We start from the raw sequence: 15633 nt of genomic DNA on the forward strand, positions 1-15633 counted from the left end.
CCCATCGTGTCCGTCGTGTCACTGCGCGACCTCGGCCGGCTCCCGCGGAGCCGGACTGCGCGGCGGCGGACGCGACGGCCACCAGTTGGCCTTGCCCACCAGCGTCGCGATCGCCGGCACGGTGATCGTGCGGACGACGAAGGTGTCCAGCAAGATTCCCACACCGATGACGAATCCGCCCTGCACGACGATGCCGATGCTGGCGAACAGCAGGCCGGCCATCGACGCGGCGAAGATCAGACCGGCCGCGGTGATCACTCCGCCGGTGGAGCCCAGCGTCCGGATGACGCCGTAGCGCACGCTGTGCGGGGACTCGTCGCGCATCCGCGACACGAACAGCATGTTGTAGTCGGCGCCGACCGCGACCAGCACCACGAAGGCCAACGGCGGGACGCTCCAATGCAATTGCTGGTCCAGTATCAGCTGGAACACCAGCACCCCGATACCGATGGCCGCGAAGTACGACAACACCACCGACCCCACCAGGTACAGCGGCGCGATGACCGACCGCAGCAGCACCATCAGCGTCAGCAGGACCACGATCAAGGTGACGACGATGATGAACCGGATGTCGCGCTCGTAGTAGTCGCGGGTGTCGCGCAGCGCGGCGGGGAAACCGCCCATCGAGATCTCGGCGTCGGCCAGCGTGGTGTTGGGTTGGGCGCCGCGCGCGATGTCGCTGATCGCGTTGACCTGGTCCATGGCCTCCGGGCTGAACGGGTTCAGCTTCGTCTGGACCAGGTAGCGCACCGAGTGGCCGTCGGGTGAGATGAAAGCCTCGGCGGCCTTCTGGAACTCCACCGCGCCCAGCACCTCGGCCGGGATGTTGAAGCCGGCCATCGTCGACCCAGCGGCGTCCTTGCGCATGGTGAGCAGGAACGCCGACGCCTGGTCCAGCCCGGCCGCCATCACCTTGATCTGCTCGACCAGCTCGCCCACGCCGCCGGCCACCTGCTGGCTGCCGGTGGCCAGGCGATCGGCGTTCTGCCGGACATCGCGCAAACCTGCCTGTGCGCCAGCCGGGGAATCCAGGCCCAGGTCGTCGACGGCTTTGACGATGTCGGTCAACGCCGCGTTGAGCGTCTTGACGGTCTGGTTCAGCGACTGCCGGTCGTCGAGGCCCTCGAGATCGCCGGCCAGGGTGTTGATGCGCTCCAACCGGCCGTCGTCGCGCGCCTCCATCACCTTCTGGAACTGCATGCGCGTGTTAACGCACGACGGGTTCGCGTCGCAGACCGCGTTGCCGTTGAGCGCCATCAACACCGGACCGATCCAGCCGAACATGTCGCGCACCGCGGCGAAGTTGATGCCCATCGAGAGACCGAGTTCGTTGACGCTCTGCACCAGCTTCGCCGCGGTCTCCACGTCGCGCACCAGCCGGTCGCCGCCGTATTCGGTGCGCACCGAGGTCACCGCCGTCAGCAGCGTCTGCAGACTCGGGGCGACCTCGTTGATCTGCGTACGCACGCGGACGAGCGCGTCGGCCAGGGTGTTGGCTCCGTCGGCCAGGGTGTTCAGATCGCCGCGGCGCTCCCCGATCTGGGCGGACCCGGCCGCCAGCCGGTCCCCGACGATGCCGGCCTGGAACGTGGCCCGAAATTCCGGCGGGACCTCCCCGAGCGGCCGGGTGACGCCGCTGACCAGCGACACGTCGGGTAGCTGCGCGATGCGCGACGCCATCTGCTCCAGATCGGCCAGCGCCTGCGGGGTGCGCAGGTCGCGTTCGGACTGCACGAGGATGTACTGCGGAATGGACTGGCTGATCGGGAAATGCCGTTCCAGCGCGGCGTAACCGACCGAGCTGGGCGCCGACGCGGCGACGGTCTTGCGGTCGTCGTAGTTGAACTGGGCGACGACGGCGAAACCGGCCAGCAGGACCAGCACGAGCACGCTGGCCACCAGGTGCGGCACCGGCCGACGCACGATGCGGATACCCGACCGTCGCCAGAACGTGGCGGTCAGCTCGCGGCGCGGCTGGATCCAGCCGCGGGGCCCGGCGAGCACCAGGATCGCGGGCAGCAGCGTCATGCCGGCCAGATATGCGACGCCGATGCCGATCGCCGCCGAGACGCCGATGGTCCGGAACACACCCATCTCGGCGAAGTTCATCACCAGGAACGTGATGCCGACGGTGGCCGCCGACGCGGTGATGACCTTCCCGATCGACATCATCGCCGAGCGGACGGCTCGGTCGAACTCGGCGCCCGAGCGCAGATAGTCGTGGTAGCGGCTGATCATGAACACCGCGTAGTCGGTGCCGGCGCCGGCCATGATCGCGCTCAGGAACACGATGGACTGGTTCGACACTCCCGCACCGGTCAGGTGTGAGTAGGCGGCCACCACACCCTGGGCGATCAGCAACGACGACCCGATGGTGATCAACGGGAGCAGCATCGTGACCAGGCTGCGGTACACCAGCAGCAACACCCCGAGCACCAGCACGGCGATCGCGATCTCGATCGGCAACCGGTCCTGTTCACCGGCGACGGTCAGGTCGGCGACGGTGGCCGCGGGCCCGGTGACGTAGACCTCGAGCGGGCCGTCGCGCGGGACGTGGTGGCTGATGACGTCGGAGGTGCGGTTGAACGCGTCGAACGCCCGCGGCGTGCCGAGCTCACCTTCGAGGCTGATGGGCAGCACCCACGTCGTCTTGTCCTCGCTGGTGAGGAACTGCCGCAGCTGCGGGGTGGCGACGAAGTCCTGCACCGACACCACGTCGGTGACGTTGTCGTGCAGCGCGTCGACGACCTTGCGGTAGACCCGCTCGTCGTCCGGGCGCAGACCGTTCTCGTTGATGAACGCGACGACGGCAAGGTTGTCCGACGCCGACTCCTCGAAGGCGTCGGCCATCTTGCGGGCGCTGACGCTCGATGGCGCGTCGGCGGGCAGGATGACCAGCGGGTTCTTCTCGGCGAGCTGGCCCAGGGACGGGAACGACAGCGGCAACGCAACGGCCAGGGCGATCCAGACCCCGATCACCGCCCACGGCCACCGCACCACGACATCGGCTATCCGGCGCATGCAAACTGCTTCACGCTAGGCGACGCGTCCCCAGTGCCCAGTGTCGGCGACCCGGGCGCACACGTCCCCCATCGCCGTCATGTACCGGGCCACTGACTTCGCGGCGACCGGATTGTCCGGGTGCATGATCGCCATGACCGTGCCTTCGCCGTAGCGGAAAATGTAGATGGTCAGCTGATAGGAGTACCGGCCGTCCGGGAAGATCCCGATGTTGTCGGCCAGGCCCATGTCGGCGGCGGCCAGGATCGCGTTGAGCGGCGCCGCACCACCGTGGAAGAAGTTCGACACCGGGAAGTTGGGCTGCGGCCATTTCAGCGACGGCACGAGTTCGAGCACGCGGTAGTAGGGCACCTTCGCCATCGCCAGATTGCCGTCGAAGGACGCCTGCGCCGCGCCCGCGGCTTCGGCGAACGAAGCCGCACCGATCGGCACCGTGATCGGGACCAGCCCGGTGAACCACCCCTGCGTCATGAAGTTGTCTCCGGCGCTGCGCGAATCCCGCGGTGTCAGGCCGTAATACGTCAGCGCACCGGTCAGCTCGTGCTCCAGCTGCGCCAGGCAGGCGAACAGCCCACCGACGAAGCGTGAACCGGCCGCTGCGCAGGCCGCCTCGAAGCGTTCGGTCTGCGCCGGATCGAGCAGTGTCGCCGAGGACATCGTGCTGGTGGTCGCCTCGCGTGAATTACCCAGCGGCAGCGGAAATTCAGGGAAGCCCCCGTCGTTGTTGTCCGCGAAATCGATCCAGGCTGCCACCTCGGGCGAATCGGCCGTCAACTGGGCGGTGTGCGCGTGTTCGCGGACGCAGAAGTCGTCGAAGCTGCCCGCATCGGGAAGGGTGAACGCCTCACCGCCGCCGCTGTAGGCCGAATACATGCCGTTGGCTTCCAGCATCGTGGTGCCGATCAGGGTCGCGTCACCGTGCACATGGTCCATGGCGGCGAAGAACGTGAATCGGCCCTCGTTCTGGATGATCCCGAAGGTGAAGCAGCCCCACTCCAGAGGGCTGGGGATGCCGACCACGTGGGCGCGGATCTCCTCGACGCTGAGCCGACCGTGGTCGACCGGCACGAACTCGATGTCGGCCGGGTCCTCGATCGCGTGGCGGACGAAATCGCCGTCCGCGGTGCGCTCGAACCAGCTGCGGAAAGTGTCATGCCTGCGCAAATAAGTGTTCACGGCGTGGTCCATGGCCGTGATGTCGCAGTGCCCGGGCACCTCGCAGCTGGCGATGATCTGCCGGGAGAACGTCAGGCCCGCGTCGGTGCGTTCGCAGTAGTTCCGCAGATGCTGACCCTGCATGTAGCTGACCGGTACCGCGCTGACCGGTGCGCGCAGCGCCCGATCTGCCGATTCGGGTGTCGGATGCCAGGACGTGACCGTCCCGGCCTCCAACTGCCATTCCTCAAGCGCGCCAATCGTGATCTTGCCGATGCGCAATACTTCGTCCTCCCCGCATGACTGCCGACAGAGCCGGCGTCAGCCGTTGCCGGCATCAACATACTCTGGCGCGGCCCGTCGTTGCCGTGCCTCCGGCAAATCCCTTCGGTACAGCCCCCGGGGCGTCGTCGGGCATGCCATAGTGTCCCCCGGGAAGCTGATCATCGGGGCCGTCGATGTCGCACGAATTCCCAGTCTCACCGCCGCTGCACAGGGAGGACAACGGCATGGGCTCCGCCGACCATCCGAGCGAGATGCCGCGTTTCGCGGTGATCGGTTACGCCGCCCGCTTCCCGGGCGCCCCCGATGCCGACGCGTTCTGGGAATTGCTGCGCGAAGGTCGCGACGCCATCTCCGAGGTTCCGCGAGACCGGTGGGACGCCGACGAGTTCTTCGATCCCGAACCCGGGACACCGGGCAAGGTGGTGACCCGCCGGGCGGGGTTCGTCGACGACCCGACGGGCTTCGATGCGCCGTTCTTCGGGATGTCGACGCGCGAGGTCCGGTTGATGGATCCGCAGCACCGGCTGTTGTTGGAGACGGCGTGGCGCGCGGTGGAGCATTCCGGCACCGCGCCCACGGCCCTGGCCAACAGCAACACCGGCGTGTTCGTCGGTCTGGCCACCCACGACTACCTGGGCATGGCCTCCGACGAGCTCACCTATCCCGAAATCGAGGCCTACATGGCCATCGGGACGTCCAACGCGGCCGCGGCGGGCCGGATCAGCTATCGGCTCGGCCTGCAGGGCCCGGCGGTCGCGGTCGACACCGCGTGCAGTTCTTCGCTGGTGGCCATCCATCAGGCGTGCCAGGCGCTGCAGCTCGGCGAGTGCGACCTCGCACTCGCCGGCGGCGCGAACGTGCTGCTCACCCCGGCCACGATGATCACGTTCTCCAACGCGCACATGCTGGCGCCCGACGGTCGGTGCAAGACCTTCGACGCGGCTGCCGACGGCTACGTCCGCGGCGAGGGTTGCGGCGTCATCGTGATCAAGCGGCTCGAGGACGCGTTGGCCGACGGCGACCGGATCCGCGCGGTGATCCGCGGCAGCGCCATCAATCAGGATGGGGCGTCCGGCGGGCTGACGGTGCCCAATGGTGTTGCGCAGCAACAGGTGATCGCCGCCGCGCTGAAGCGCGCCGGGCTCGATCCCGCCGATGTGGGGTATCTGGAGGCGCACGGCACCGGGACGTCGCTGGGCGACCCGATCGAGGCGCAGGCCGCAGGCGAGGTGCTCGGCGTGGGGCGTGCTGCCGACCAGCCGCTGCTGGTCGGGTCGGCCAAGACGAACATCGGCCATCTCGAGGCGGCAGCCGGTATCGCCGGGGTGATCAAGGTGATCCTGGCACTGGAACATCAGACGCTGCCCAAGCACCTGAACTTCGAGAACCCGTCGCCGCACATTCCGTGGCACCGGCTGCCGATCGAGGTGCTCCGCGAGACCGTCCCGTGGGAGCGCGGCGGTCGTCCCCGTATTGCCGGGGTCAGTTCGTTCGGGTTCGCCGGAACCAACGCGCACGTGATCCTCGAGGAGGCACCGGAAGTCGCGGAGACGCCGGCGTCTGAGCCTTCCGACGACCGGATGTTCCGTGTTCTTCCGTTGTCGGCGCGCACACCCGCCGCGCTCGTGGCGCTGGCCGACCGGTATCGCTCCTGGTGGCACGCGCACCCGGACGCGACGCTCGATGACGTGTGTTTCACCGCCGGCGCCGGGCGCGCACATCTGGAGCACCGTGCGGCGCTGGTGGCGAACTCGACGGAGTCCGCGCTCGATCTGCTCGGCGCGCTCGCCGATGACCGTCCGGCGCCGGGGCTGGTGCGCGGCGAATGCCACGAACCACCCAAGACGGCGTGGTTGTTCACCGGCCAGGGCAGCCAGTACCCGGGCATGGCGCGTGAATTGTTCGACACCGAACCGGTGTTCGCCGACACCGTGCGCCGCTGCGCGGACGCTGTCGTCGAGGTGCTCGAGAAGCCGTTGTTGGATGTGGTTTTCGCGGTCGACAGTGCCGAAGACCCCGAGGCGGACGCGGTGTTGCGGCAAACGTCGTACGCGCAACCGGCACTGTTCGCCATCGAGATGGGTCTGGCGCGGCTGTGGCAGTCCTGGGGCTTCGAGCCCGACGTGGTGCTCGGACACAGCGTCGGCCAGTACTCGGCGGCCTGCGTGGCCGGAGTCATGAGCATCGCCGACGGGGCGCGGCTGATCGCCGAACGCGGGAGACTGTTCGGCAGCCTGCCCGAGGGCGGGCGCATGGCGGCGGCATTCACCGCCGCCGAGCGGGTCGAACGCCTGACCGACGAGTTCCCGACGCTGTCGGTGGCCGCCTACAACGGTGCGAACACCGTGCTGTCCGGCCCGGCAACAGATTTGGAGCAGGCGGTGGCGCGGCTGGTCGCCGATGGTGTGCGGTGCGACTGGCTCGACACCAGCCACGCGTTCCACTCCGCGCTGCTGGACCCGATCCTCGACGATTTCGAGGCGTATGCGAATGAGTTCACATTCCAAGCGCCGCAACGGATCCTGATCGACAACCGGACCGGCACCGCGCTGGGCCGCAGCGTGCAGATCGACGGCGCCTACTGGCGGCGGCATGCCCGCCAGCCCGTCCAATTCGCCAAGAGCGTCCAGACCCTGGCCGACCTGAACTGCAGACTGCTGCTGGAGATCGGACCGCGACCGGTGCTCACCGCGGCGGCGTTGAGCGCGTGGCCCGACCCGGCGACCGCGCCGCGCGTCGTCGCCTCCCTGCGCCGCACCACTGCCGACCACCGGCAGATCACCGAAGCGCTCGCCGACGCCTACGTGTCCGGGCATCTTCCCCGATTCGAGGCGTTGCGCCGACCGCAGGCACGCAAACTCGATCTGCCCACATACCCGTTCGAACACCGCCAGTACTGGTACAAGGACAACCGCGACGAACCCGGCCGCGCACAGCACGCCGCCGCACGCACCCAGGCGGTCGGGCTCCTCGAGGACGGCCGCATCGACGAGCTCGCAGCACTGCTCGACGACACCGACCCGCACACCCGCGACGTGCTGAACAAGCTCGCCGCCCAGCACAATCGGCAGCGCGGGACCCAGTCAATCGCCGAGGACCGATACGAGATCGCCTGGGAGAAAACCACTCTCGGGTCCGCGGATGCCGCCTCCTGGATCCTCGTCGGTGACGACAGCGCCGCCATCCAGCCGATGGTGGACGTGTTGTCGGCCCGCGGAGACCGGTACCAGGTGGTCGGGCTCCCGGTGACCGCGGACGACGAAGCGCAGCTGACCGAGGCGCTGCGCGCAGCCGCGCACCAGGATCCGCAGTTGCGCATCGTGCACCTCGCCGCACTGGAGCCCGACCCGACGACCTCGGCGCGCACCTTGCTGCGGATGCAGCACCGGATTCTCGGTGGCACGCGTCGGTTGTTCCGCGCTGCGGCGAGCGCCGAGCTGCGCGCTCCGGTCTGGCTGGTCACCCGCGGCGCCCAGCGCGTCGTCGACTCCGACACCGTCGCGCCGCACCACAGCACCCTCTGGGGTTTCGGGCGGGCCGCCGCACTGGAACTTCCGCACCTGTGGGGCGGATTGGTCGACCTGGGTGCGGGGACTCCCGACGAATGGTCTGCGGTCGCGACTCTCGTTTCCCTGCACCACGAATCAGATCTGCGCGAAGACCAGGTCGCGTTGCGTGGGTCCGACGCCTACGTGCCCCGATTGGTGCGCCGGACCGGGCCCCCCAGCGCGACGCCGCTGCCGCTGCGCCAGGACGCCACGTATCTGGTGACCGGTGGGCTGGGGGCGATCGGTCTCGCGACCGCGGCACACCTGGCCGAGCAGGGCGCCGGGCACCTGGTACTGACCAGCCGCCGCGCGCCCGGCGGGACCGCGCAGGAGCAGATCGACGCCCTGGCCGCCCGGTCCGGCTGCGACATCCGGGTGCACTGCGCCGATGTCGCCGACCCGCACGACGTCGCACGGCTGCTGACAGCCGTGGGCGCCGACCTGCCACCGCTCGCCGGTATCGTGCACGCCGCCGGAGAGATCGGCACGACGCCGCTCACCGAGGTCGACGACGCAGAACTCGACCGCGTCTTCGCCGGAAAGGTCTGGGGTGCCTGGAATCTCGTCGAGGCGACGCGCGAACTGTCCCTCGACTTCTTCCTCAGCACGTCGTCGATCGCCTCGGTGTGGGGCGGATTCGGGCAGACGGCCTACGGTGCGGCGAACGCGTTCCTCGACGGCCTGACCTGGCAGCTGCGCTCCCAGGGCGTCCCCGCCACGGCCGTCAACTTCGGGCCGTGGTCGGCCGGCATGGCCGACGCGGAAGCCCGTGCGCGGCTCGAACAGCGGGGCGTGCGCACGCTCGGCGCCGCCGACGCACTGGCCGGACTGACCGACGCCGTCGCCGCCGCCGCGCCGCAATCGGTGGTGGCCCGAATCGACTGGGCGCGCTTCCTTCCGCTCTATCAGCAGGCGGGCCGGCGCGGCTTCCTGTCCGCGCTGGAACGCGAACTGCCCGTCGCCGCCGTCCCGACCGCCACCCCCACCGGGACGACGCCGCTGGTCGATAGGCTCCGCACCGCACCGGTACAGCAGCGCCGCAAACTGCTGATCGACTATCTGCGCGGCGCTGTCGCCGAGGTGACGCGGGTGGATGCGGCCGAGATCCGCGAGGACGCCGGCTTCTTCGACATCGGCATGGATTCGCTGATGGCGGTCGAGTTGCGGCGGCGCATCGAACAGGGTGTCGGCAAGGACATTCCGGCCACCCTGGCCATGGACCATCCGCGGCTGTCGGATGTCGCGGACTACCTGCTCGCCGACGTACTCGGCTTCGACGACCCCGCCTCCGCCAAGCCGGCGCAGGTCACCGTCACCGCCCGCACCGACGAGCCGATCGCGGTGGTCGCGGTGTCGTGCCGATTCCCCGGTGCCCCGAATCCGGAAGCGTTCTGGGAGGTGCTGGCCGGTGGCGTCGACGCCATCCGGGAGGTGCCCGAGGATCGGTTCGACATCGACGAGTTCTACGACCCCGACCCCGACAGCCCCGGCAAGACCTACACCCGCTTCGGCGGATTCCTCGACGGCATCGACGGTTTCGACCCCGAGTTCTTCGGCATCTCACCGCGCGAAGCGGTGTGGATCGAGCCGCAGCAGCGGCTGATGCTCGAGACCGTGTGGGAGGGGCTGGAGCGCGCGGGCTACTCGCCCCAGTCGTTGCGGGGCAGCCGGACCGGGGTCTTCGTCGGTGTGGCCGCCAACGAGTACGCCCACCTGCTGTCGGCCGAGTCGATCGACAAGATCGAACCGCACTTCATCACCGGCAACGCGCTCAACGCGATCTCCGGCCGGGTGTCGTTCGCGCTCGGCCTCGAGGGTCCGGCGGTCGCCGTCGACACGGCGTGCAGTTCAGCACTGGTGGCCGTGCACCAGGCCTGCCTGGCGCTGCACAACGGTGACTGCGACATGGCGCTGGCCGGCGGGGTGAACGTACTGCTCAGCCCGGTCACCGTGGTCGCGGCGTCGCGGGCCCGGATGCTGTCCCCGGTCGGACGGTGCAAGACCTTCGACGCGTCGGCCGACGGCTACGTGCGCAGCGAGGGCTGCGGCATCCTCGTCCTCAAGCGGCTCAGCGACGCCCAGCGCGACGGTGACCGGATCTGCGCGGTCATCCCTGGAACAGCCATCAACCAGGACGGCGCCTCCAGCGGTCTGACCGTGCCCAACGGCGGTGCGCAGCAACGCCTCATCGGCACGGCGCTGGCTCGTGCCGGGGTGCGCGGAGCCGACGTCGACTACCTCGAAGCCCACGGCACCGGCACCCCGCTCGGCGATCCGATCGAGGTGCAGGCCGCCGCGGCGGCCTACGGCGCCGACCGGGATCGGCCGTTGCTGATGGGCTCGGTCAAGACGAACATCGGTCACCTCGAATCAGCCTCCGGCGCCGCGGGATTGATCAAGGTGGTGCTGTCGCTGCAGCACGAGATGCTGCCGCAGAGCCTGCACTTCGACACGCCGTCCCCACACATCCCGTGGGATTCGCTGCCGGTGCAGGTGGTCGACAAGCCGTTGCCGTGGCAGACCAACGGCCGGCCGCGTCGCGCCGGCGTCAGCTCCTTCGGGTTCACCGGAACCAACGCCCATGTGCTGGTCGAGGAAGCACCCCGGCAGCCCGCGCCCGAGGCCCCGGACGCCGTCGAGCAGCGGCCCGTGCACGTGCTGCCGCTCTCGGCGCGCTCGCCCGAGGCGCTGACCACCCTGGCGCAGCGTTACCAGAACTGGCTGGACACCCAACCCGATGTCGACCTGGCCGACCTGTGCCGCACCGCCGGAACCGGCCGCACGCATTTCGAGCACCGTGCCGCGCTGGTGGTGGAGTCGGTCGACGCCGCCCGGCACGGGCTGAACGACCTGGCCGAGAACCGGCTGCGCCCCGGGGTGGTCCGCGGTGAGCACACCCATCACCCCACGACGGCCTGGCTGTTCACCGGTCAGGGCAGCCAGTATCCCGGCATGGCCCGTGAGTTGTTCGACAGTGAACCGGTTTTCGCCGAAACCGTGACCCGCTGCGCGGAGGCGGTGGCCGACATCGTCACCCGCCCACTGCTCGACGTGCTCTTCGCCACCGACCGCGCCGACGCCGAACTGCTGCGGCACACCTCGTTCGCGCAGCCGGCGCTGTTCGCCGTCGAGATGGGTCTGGCTCGACTGTGGCAGTCCTGGGGCATCGAACCCGACGTGGTGCTGGGCCACAGCGTCGGCCAGTACGCCGCGGCGTGTGTGGCAGGCGTGTTCAGCCTCGAGGACGGCGCCCGGCTGATGGCCGAGCGCGGGCGGATGTTCGGCAGCCTGCCCGAGGGCGGCCGGATGGTGGCGGTGTTCAGCGACGCCAAGCAGGTCGAACATGTCGCGGCGGGATTCCCGCGGGTTTCCGTCGGCGCCTACAACGGCCCCAACACCGTGCTCTCCGGGCCCGGCGAGGATCTCGAACAGATCGTCGCGACATTCGAGGAGGAGGGCATCCGCTGCACCTGGCTGCACACCAGCCACGCCTTCCACTCCGAACTGCTGGACCCGGTACTCGACGACTTCGAGTCCTACGCCGCCGGAATCGAATTCGCCGCGCCGACGCTGCCGCTGGTGTGCAACCGCACCGGCGCCGTGCTCACCGCGCAGCATCCCCTCGATGCGCAGTACTGGCGACGGCACTCCCGCCAGCCGGTGCAATTCGCAGAAAGCGTGCGTACCGTCGCGGCGCTCGGCTGCTCGATGTTGATGGAGATCGGTCCGCAGCCGGTGCTCACCGGCGCCGCGGTGCAGGTGTGGCCCGAGCACCTGGCCGCACCCCGCGCCATCGCGTCGCTGCGCAAGGGGGTGGCCGACCGTCGCCAGATCGCCGACGCGCTCGCCTCGGCCTACGTCGGTGGGCATCGCCCCGACTTCGCCGCCCTGCACTCCACGCCGGGACGTCGTCTGGAGTTGCCGACCTATCCGTTCCAGCGGCGCCGGTTCTGGCCCAAGTCCTCGTCGATCACCGTCGACGGGCCCACGGTGTCCGGAATCCTGGGCAGCGCCAAGGATCTGGCGTCCGGTGACTGCGTGTACACCAGCCGCCTGTCGGTGAAATCGCAGCCCTGGCTGTCCGACCACGTCATCTACGGCACCGTGGTGGTTCCGGGAGCGACGTACGCCGCCATGGCCCTGGCCGCGGTCGGCACCCCGGCCCACGCCAGGGACGTCTTCTTCTACGAGCCGATCATCCTGCCCGAGAAGGCTTCTCGGGAGGTGCAGCTGACCCTGCACGCGCTCGCAGACGGTGCGCAGAAGTTCCAGGTACACAGCCGCCCCTACGGGGTGCGGGACGCCGAATGGTCGCTCAACGCCGAAGGCACCGTCGTCAGCGGAGTCGACGAGGAGCGGCCCGCCGAGGACACCGAACCGGTGGACGAAGCCGTCGAGCGGCTCAACCGGCTGCGCCCGCAGGATCTGTTCGAGACGTTCGCCGACATGGAACTGTCATGGGGGCCGACGTGGTCGGGATCGCTGAAGTCGGTGTGGCTCGGTGACGGTGAGGCCGTCGGCGACCTGCTGGTCGGCGAGGAACTCGCCGAACACCTCGGCAGTGAGCCCATGCACCCGGTGCTCATGGATCTGTGCACCGGGGTGGCCTTCCCGGCGTTCCCGGCACTGCTGGCCGCCGAACAAGGGGTCAGTGACCTGTTCCTGCCGCTGCGATACGGGAAAGTGCTGCTGCGCGAGAAGATGCCGCGCCGGTTCTACTGCCGAGCGAAGTGGCACGCCAGCGCGCTCGACAGCGAGACGCAGGCGTTCGACCTGGACTTCCTGGACCGGGACGGCCAGCACCTCGGCGGGATCCGCGAGTTCACCGTCAAGCGTGCGCCGCGCGAGGCGCTGCTGCGCGGTCTGGGCGGCGACGCCACCCGGCTGCTCTACACACTGGGCTGGCATGAGCTCCCGGCGCCGGAGCCGACGGAGGACACCAACGGCACGTGGCTGATCGCCGGCTTCGACGAACTGGCCGCCGGTGTCCGCGGATGCCTGACGCACGACCGTGGCGCCGACGTTGAGCCGTTGGGGCAGAAGCTGATCGACGCGCACGAACGCGGTGTGCCGTTCTCCGGTGTGGTGTGGCGCGCCGCCGCGAGCCGCCTCGAGGAGACCGACACCGAAGCCGCCGCGCGGCTGGAGTCCGAGGTCGCCGAACTGCTCAGCGCTGTGCATGCCGTGCAGGGCGGCCAGGTCAAACTGCCGGGCGGCCTGTGGATCGTCACCGAACGCGCTGTCGCCACCGAATCGGGCGAGACCGTCGACCCGGTACAGGCAGCGCTGTGGGGGCTGGGCCGCACCACGATCAACGAGGAACCGGCGCTGCGCTGCCGACTGGTCGACACCGACGGATCACCCGAAGCGGTGCGCGTGCTCACCGGCCTCCTCACGACGCCGGCCGACGAGCCTGAAATCGCTGTGCGACAAGGAAAGTTGCTGGCCTCCCGGCTGCTTCCGTGGGCCCGCAGCGGACACCTGACGGTGCCTCGGGCCACCGATTACGTGCTGGCGCCCACCGAGCGCGGCGCGATCGACAACCTGCGGTTGGTGGAGACCGACGTGCCGGCCCCCGCCGAGGGGTACGTGCAGGTCCGCGTCGAGGCTGCGGGCCTGAACTTCCGCGACGTGCTCAACGTTCTGGGCCTCTACCCCGGCGACCCCGGGCCGATCGGCGGCGACTTCGCCGGTGTGGTCACGCAGGTCGGCGACGGTGTTGGTTCGGGGCGAGCGGAGCGACGGGATGGAATCGCGCTCGAGGTCGGTCAGCGGGTGTATGGGTTCATGCAGGGTGCGTTCGCCAGCCGGTTCAACGTGCCGGCACAGCTGCTGGCCCCGATTCCCGATGGGATCACCGCGGTGGAGGCGGCGACCATTCCCGCTGCGGCGCTCACCGTGCGGCTGGCCTTCGACTGGGCGCAGCTGCGACCGGGTGACCGCGTGCTCATCCATGCCGCCAGCGGCGGCGTCGGGCTGGCCGCCATCCAGATGGCCCAACAGCACGGCGCCGTCGTCTTCGCCACCGCGAGCACCTTCAAGCGGTCCACGCTGCGCGCGATGGGTGTCCAGTATGTGTACGACTCCCGCAGCACGGATTTCGCCGACCAGATCTTGGCCGACACCGACGGCGCCGGTGTCGACGTGGTCCTCAACAGCCTGACCAGCGAGGGCTTCATCGAAGCGACGGTGCGGGCGACCGCACAGAACGGCCGGTTCGCCGAGATCGCCAAACGCGACATCTGGTCGGTCGAGCAGATGGCGGAGGCGCGCCCGGACATCGCCTACGAGATCGTCGCCCTCGACACAGTGAGCTTCCAGGACCCCGAGCGGATCCGCACGCTGCTGACCGAGGTGTCGAACGGTCTCGGCAAGGGTGAGTGGACGCCGCTGCCCGCGGAGATCTACCCGCTGACGGAGGCCCGGGCCGCGTTCCGGCGCATGCAGCAGGCCCGACACATCGGCAAGATCGTGTGTCAGGTGCCCGAACCGCTGGCCCCGCGCGCTGATCGCACCTATCTGATCACCGGCGGCCTCGGGTCGATCGGCCTGCACACCGCGGCTTATCTGGCTCAGCGCGGCGCCGGCGACATCGTGCTGACCAGTCGGCGCGAACCCGACGCCGACGCCCGCTCGGTGATCGACGAGATCATCGAGCGCCACAAGTGCCGCATCCATGTGTGCACCGCCGATGTCGGCGTCGAGTCGGAGGTCGCCGAGCTGCTCGAGCACATCCGTGCCACCCTGCCGCCGCTGGCCGGCGTCGCCCACCTGGCCGGGGTGCTCGACGACGCGCTGCTGTCCCAGCAGAGCGTCGAACGGTTCCGGACCACGTTGGCGCCCAAGGCGTTCGGCGCGGCGCACCTGGACCGTCTGACCCGGGACGACGACCTGGACTTCTTCCTGGTGTCCTCGTCGGTGTCGAGCCTGTTCGGTTCGCCCGGACAGGCGAACTACGCCACGGCCAACGCGTTCCTCGACGGGCTGGTGGCTCGGCGCCGAGCCCACGGGCTGCCCGCCACCGGGATCAACTTCGGTCCGTGGGCACAGGGCGGCATGGCGTCGTCGGAAGCCGCCACGGCCAATATCGGTGCCCAAGGCCTGATTCCGTTGGAGCCGTCCGCCGCGCTGGGCGCCCTGGCCGAGGCCGTCGCCAACGGCACCGGGCAGGCCACCGTGATCAAGGCCAACTGGCAGCGCGCCGCGAAGGTGCTGGGTAGTTCGCGGCCGCCGATCCTCGACCTGGTGCTGCCGCGGCCCGAGGGCGAGGTGACCGGCGACAGCGAGCTGCTGCGCCAACTGCAGGAGATTCCGGTGGCGCAGCGGGCAGGGTTCGTCACCGAATTCCTGCAGCGCGAGGTGCAGACGTTCCTGCGGCTGGCCCAACCGCCCGCAGCGAGCAGCCGGTTCCTGGATCTGGGCACGGACTCCCTGATGGCGATCGAACTGCGCAACCGGTTGCACAGCCAGTTCGGCGGTGCGTTCACGATCAACGCCACGGCGGTGTTCGACTACCCGACGATCGGCGGGCTCGCCGAGTACCTCGTCGGCCAGCTGCCCGACGCCGAACCGAGTCCGGACAGCCGGCCCGCCGAGGAAGCCGCCGCCTCCGGGTAGCCTGCGG

Annotated in this window: 3 protein-coding genes; 1 reads left to right on the top strand and 2 read right to left on the bottom strand. The window is 69.6% G+C overall.

The window, feature by feature from the left end; translation table 11 throughout:
• Window positions 1–18: 18 nt before the first annotated feature.
• Complete coding sequence (locus tag ACQI46_RS04555) at window positions 19–3021, bottom strand: RND family transporter (RefSeq protein ID WP_427092725.1); 3003 nt, start codon at window positions 3019–3021, stop codon at window positions 19–21.
• 15 nt (window positions 3022–3036) lie between these two features.
• The gene (locus ACQI46_RS04560; protein WP_427092726.1) at window positions 3037–4458 is read right to left on the bottom strand and encodes a condensation domain-containing protein; all 1422 of its coding nucleotides are present in this window, start codon (window positions 4456–4458) and stop codon (window positions 3037–3039) included.
• Window positions 4459–4685: 227 nt separating this feature from the next.
• On the opposite strand from ACQI46_RS04560, the gene ACQI46_RS04565 reads away from it, so the two are divergent.
• Entirely contained in the window at window positions 4686–15626 is a 10941-nt protein-coding gene (locus ACQI46_RS04565) for an SDR family NAD(P)-dependent oxidoreductase (RefSeq protein ID WP_427092727.1), read from the top strand.
• The last annotated feature ends 7 nt before the right edge of the window (window positions 15627–15633 follow it).

This window comes from Mycobacterium sp. SMC-4 (assembly GCF_050205565.1).
Taxonomy (GTDB): domain Bacteria; phylum Actinomycetota; class Actinomycetes; order Mycobacteriales; family Mycobacteriaceae; genus Mycobacterium.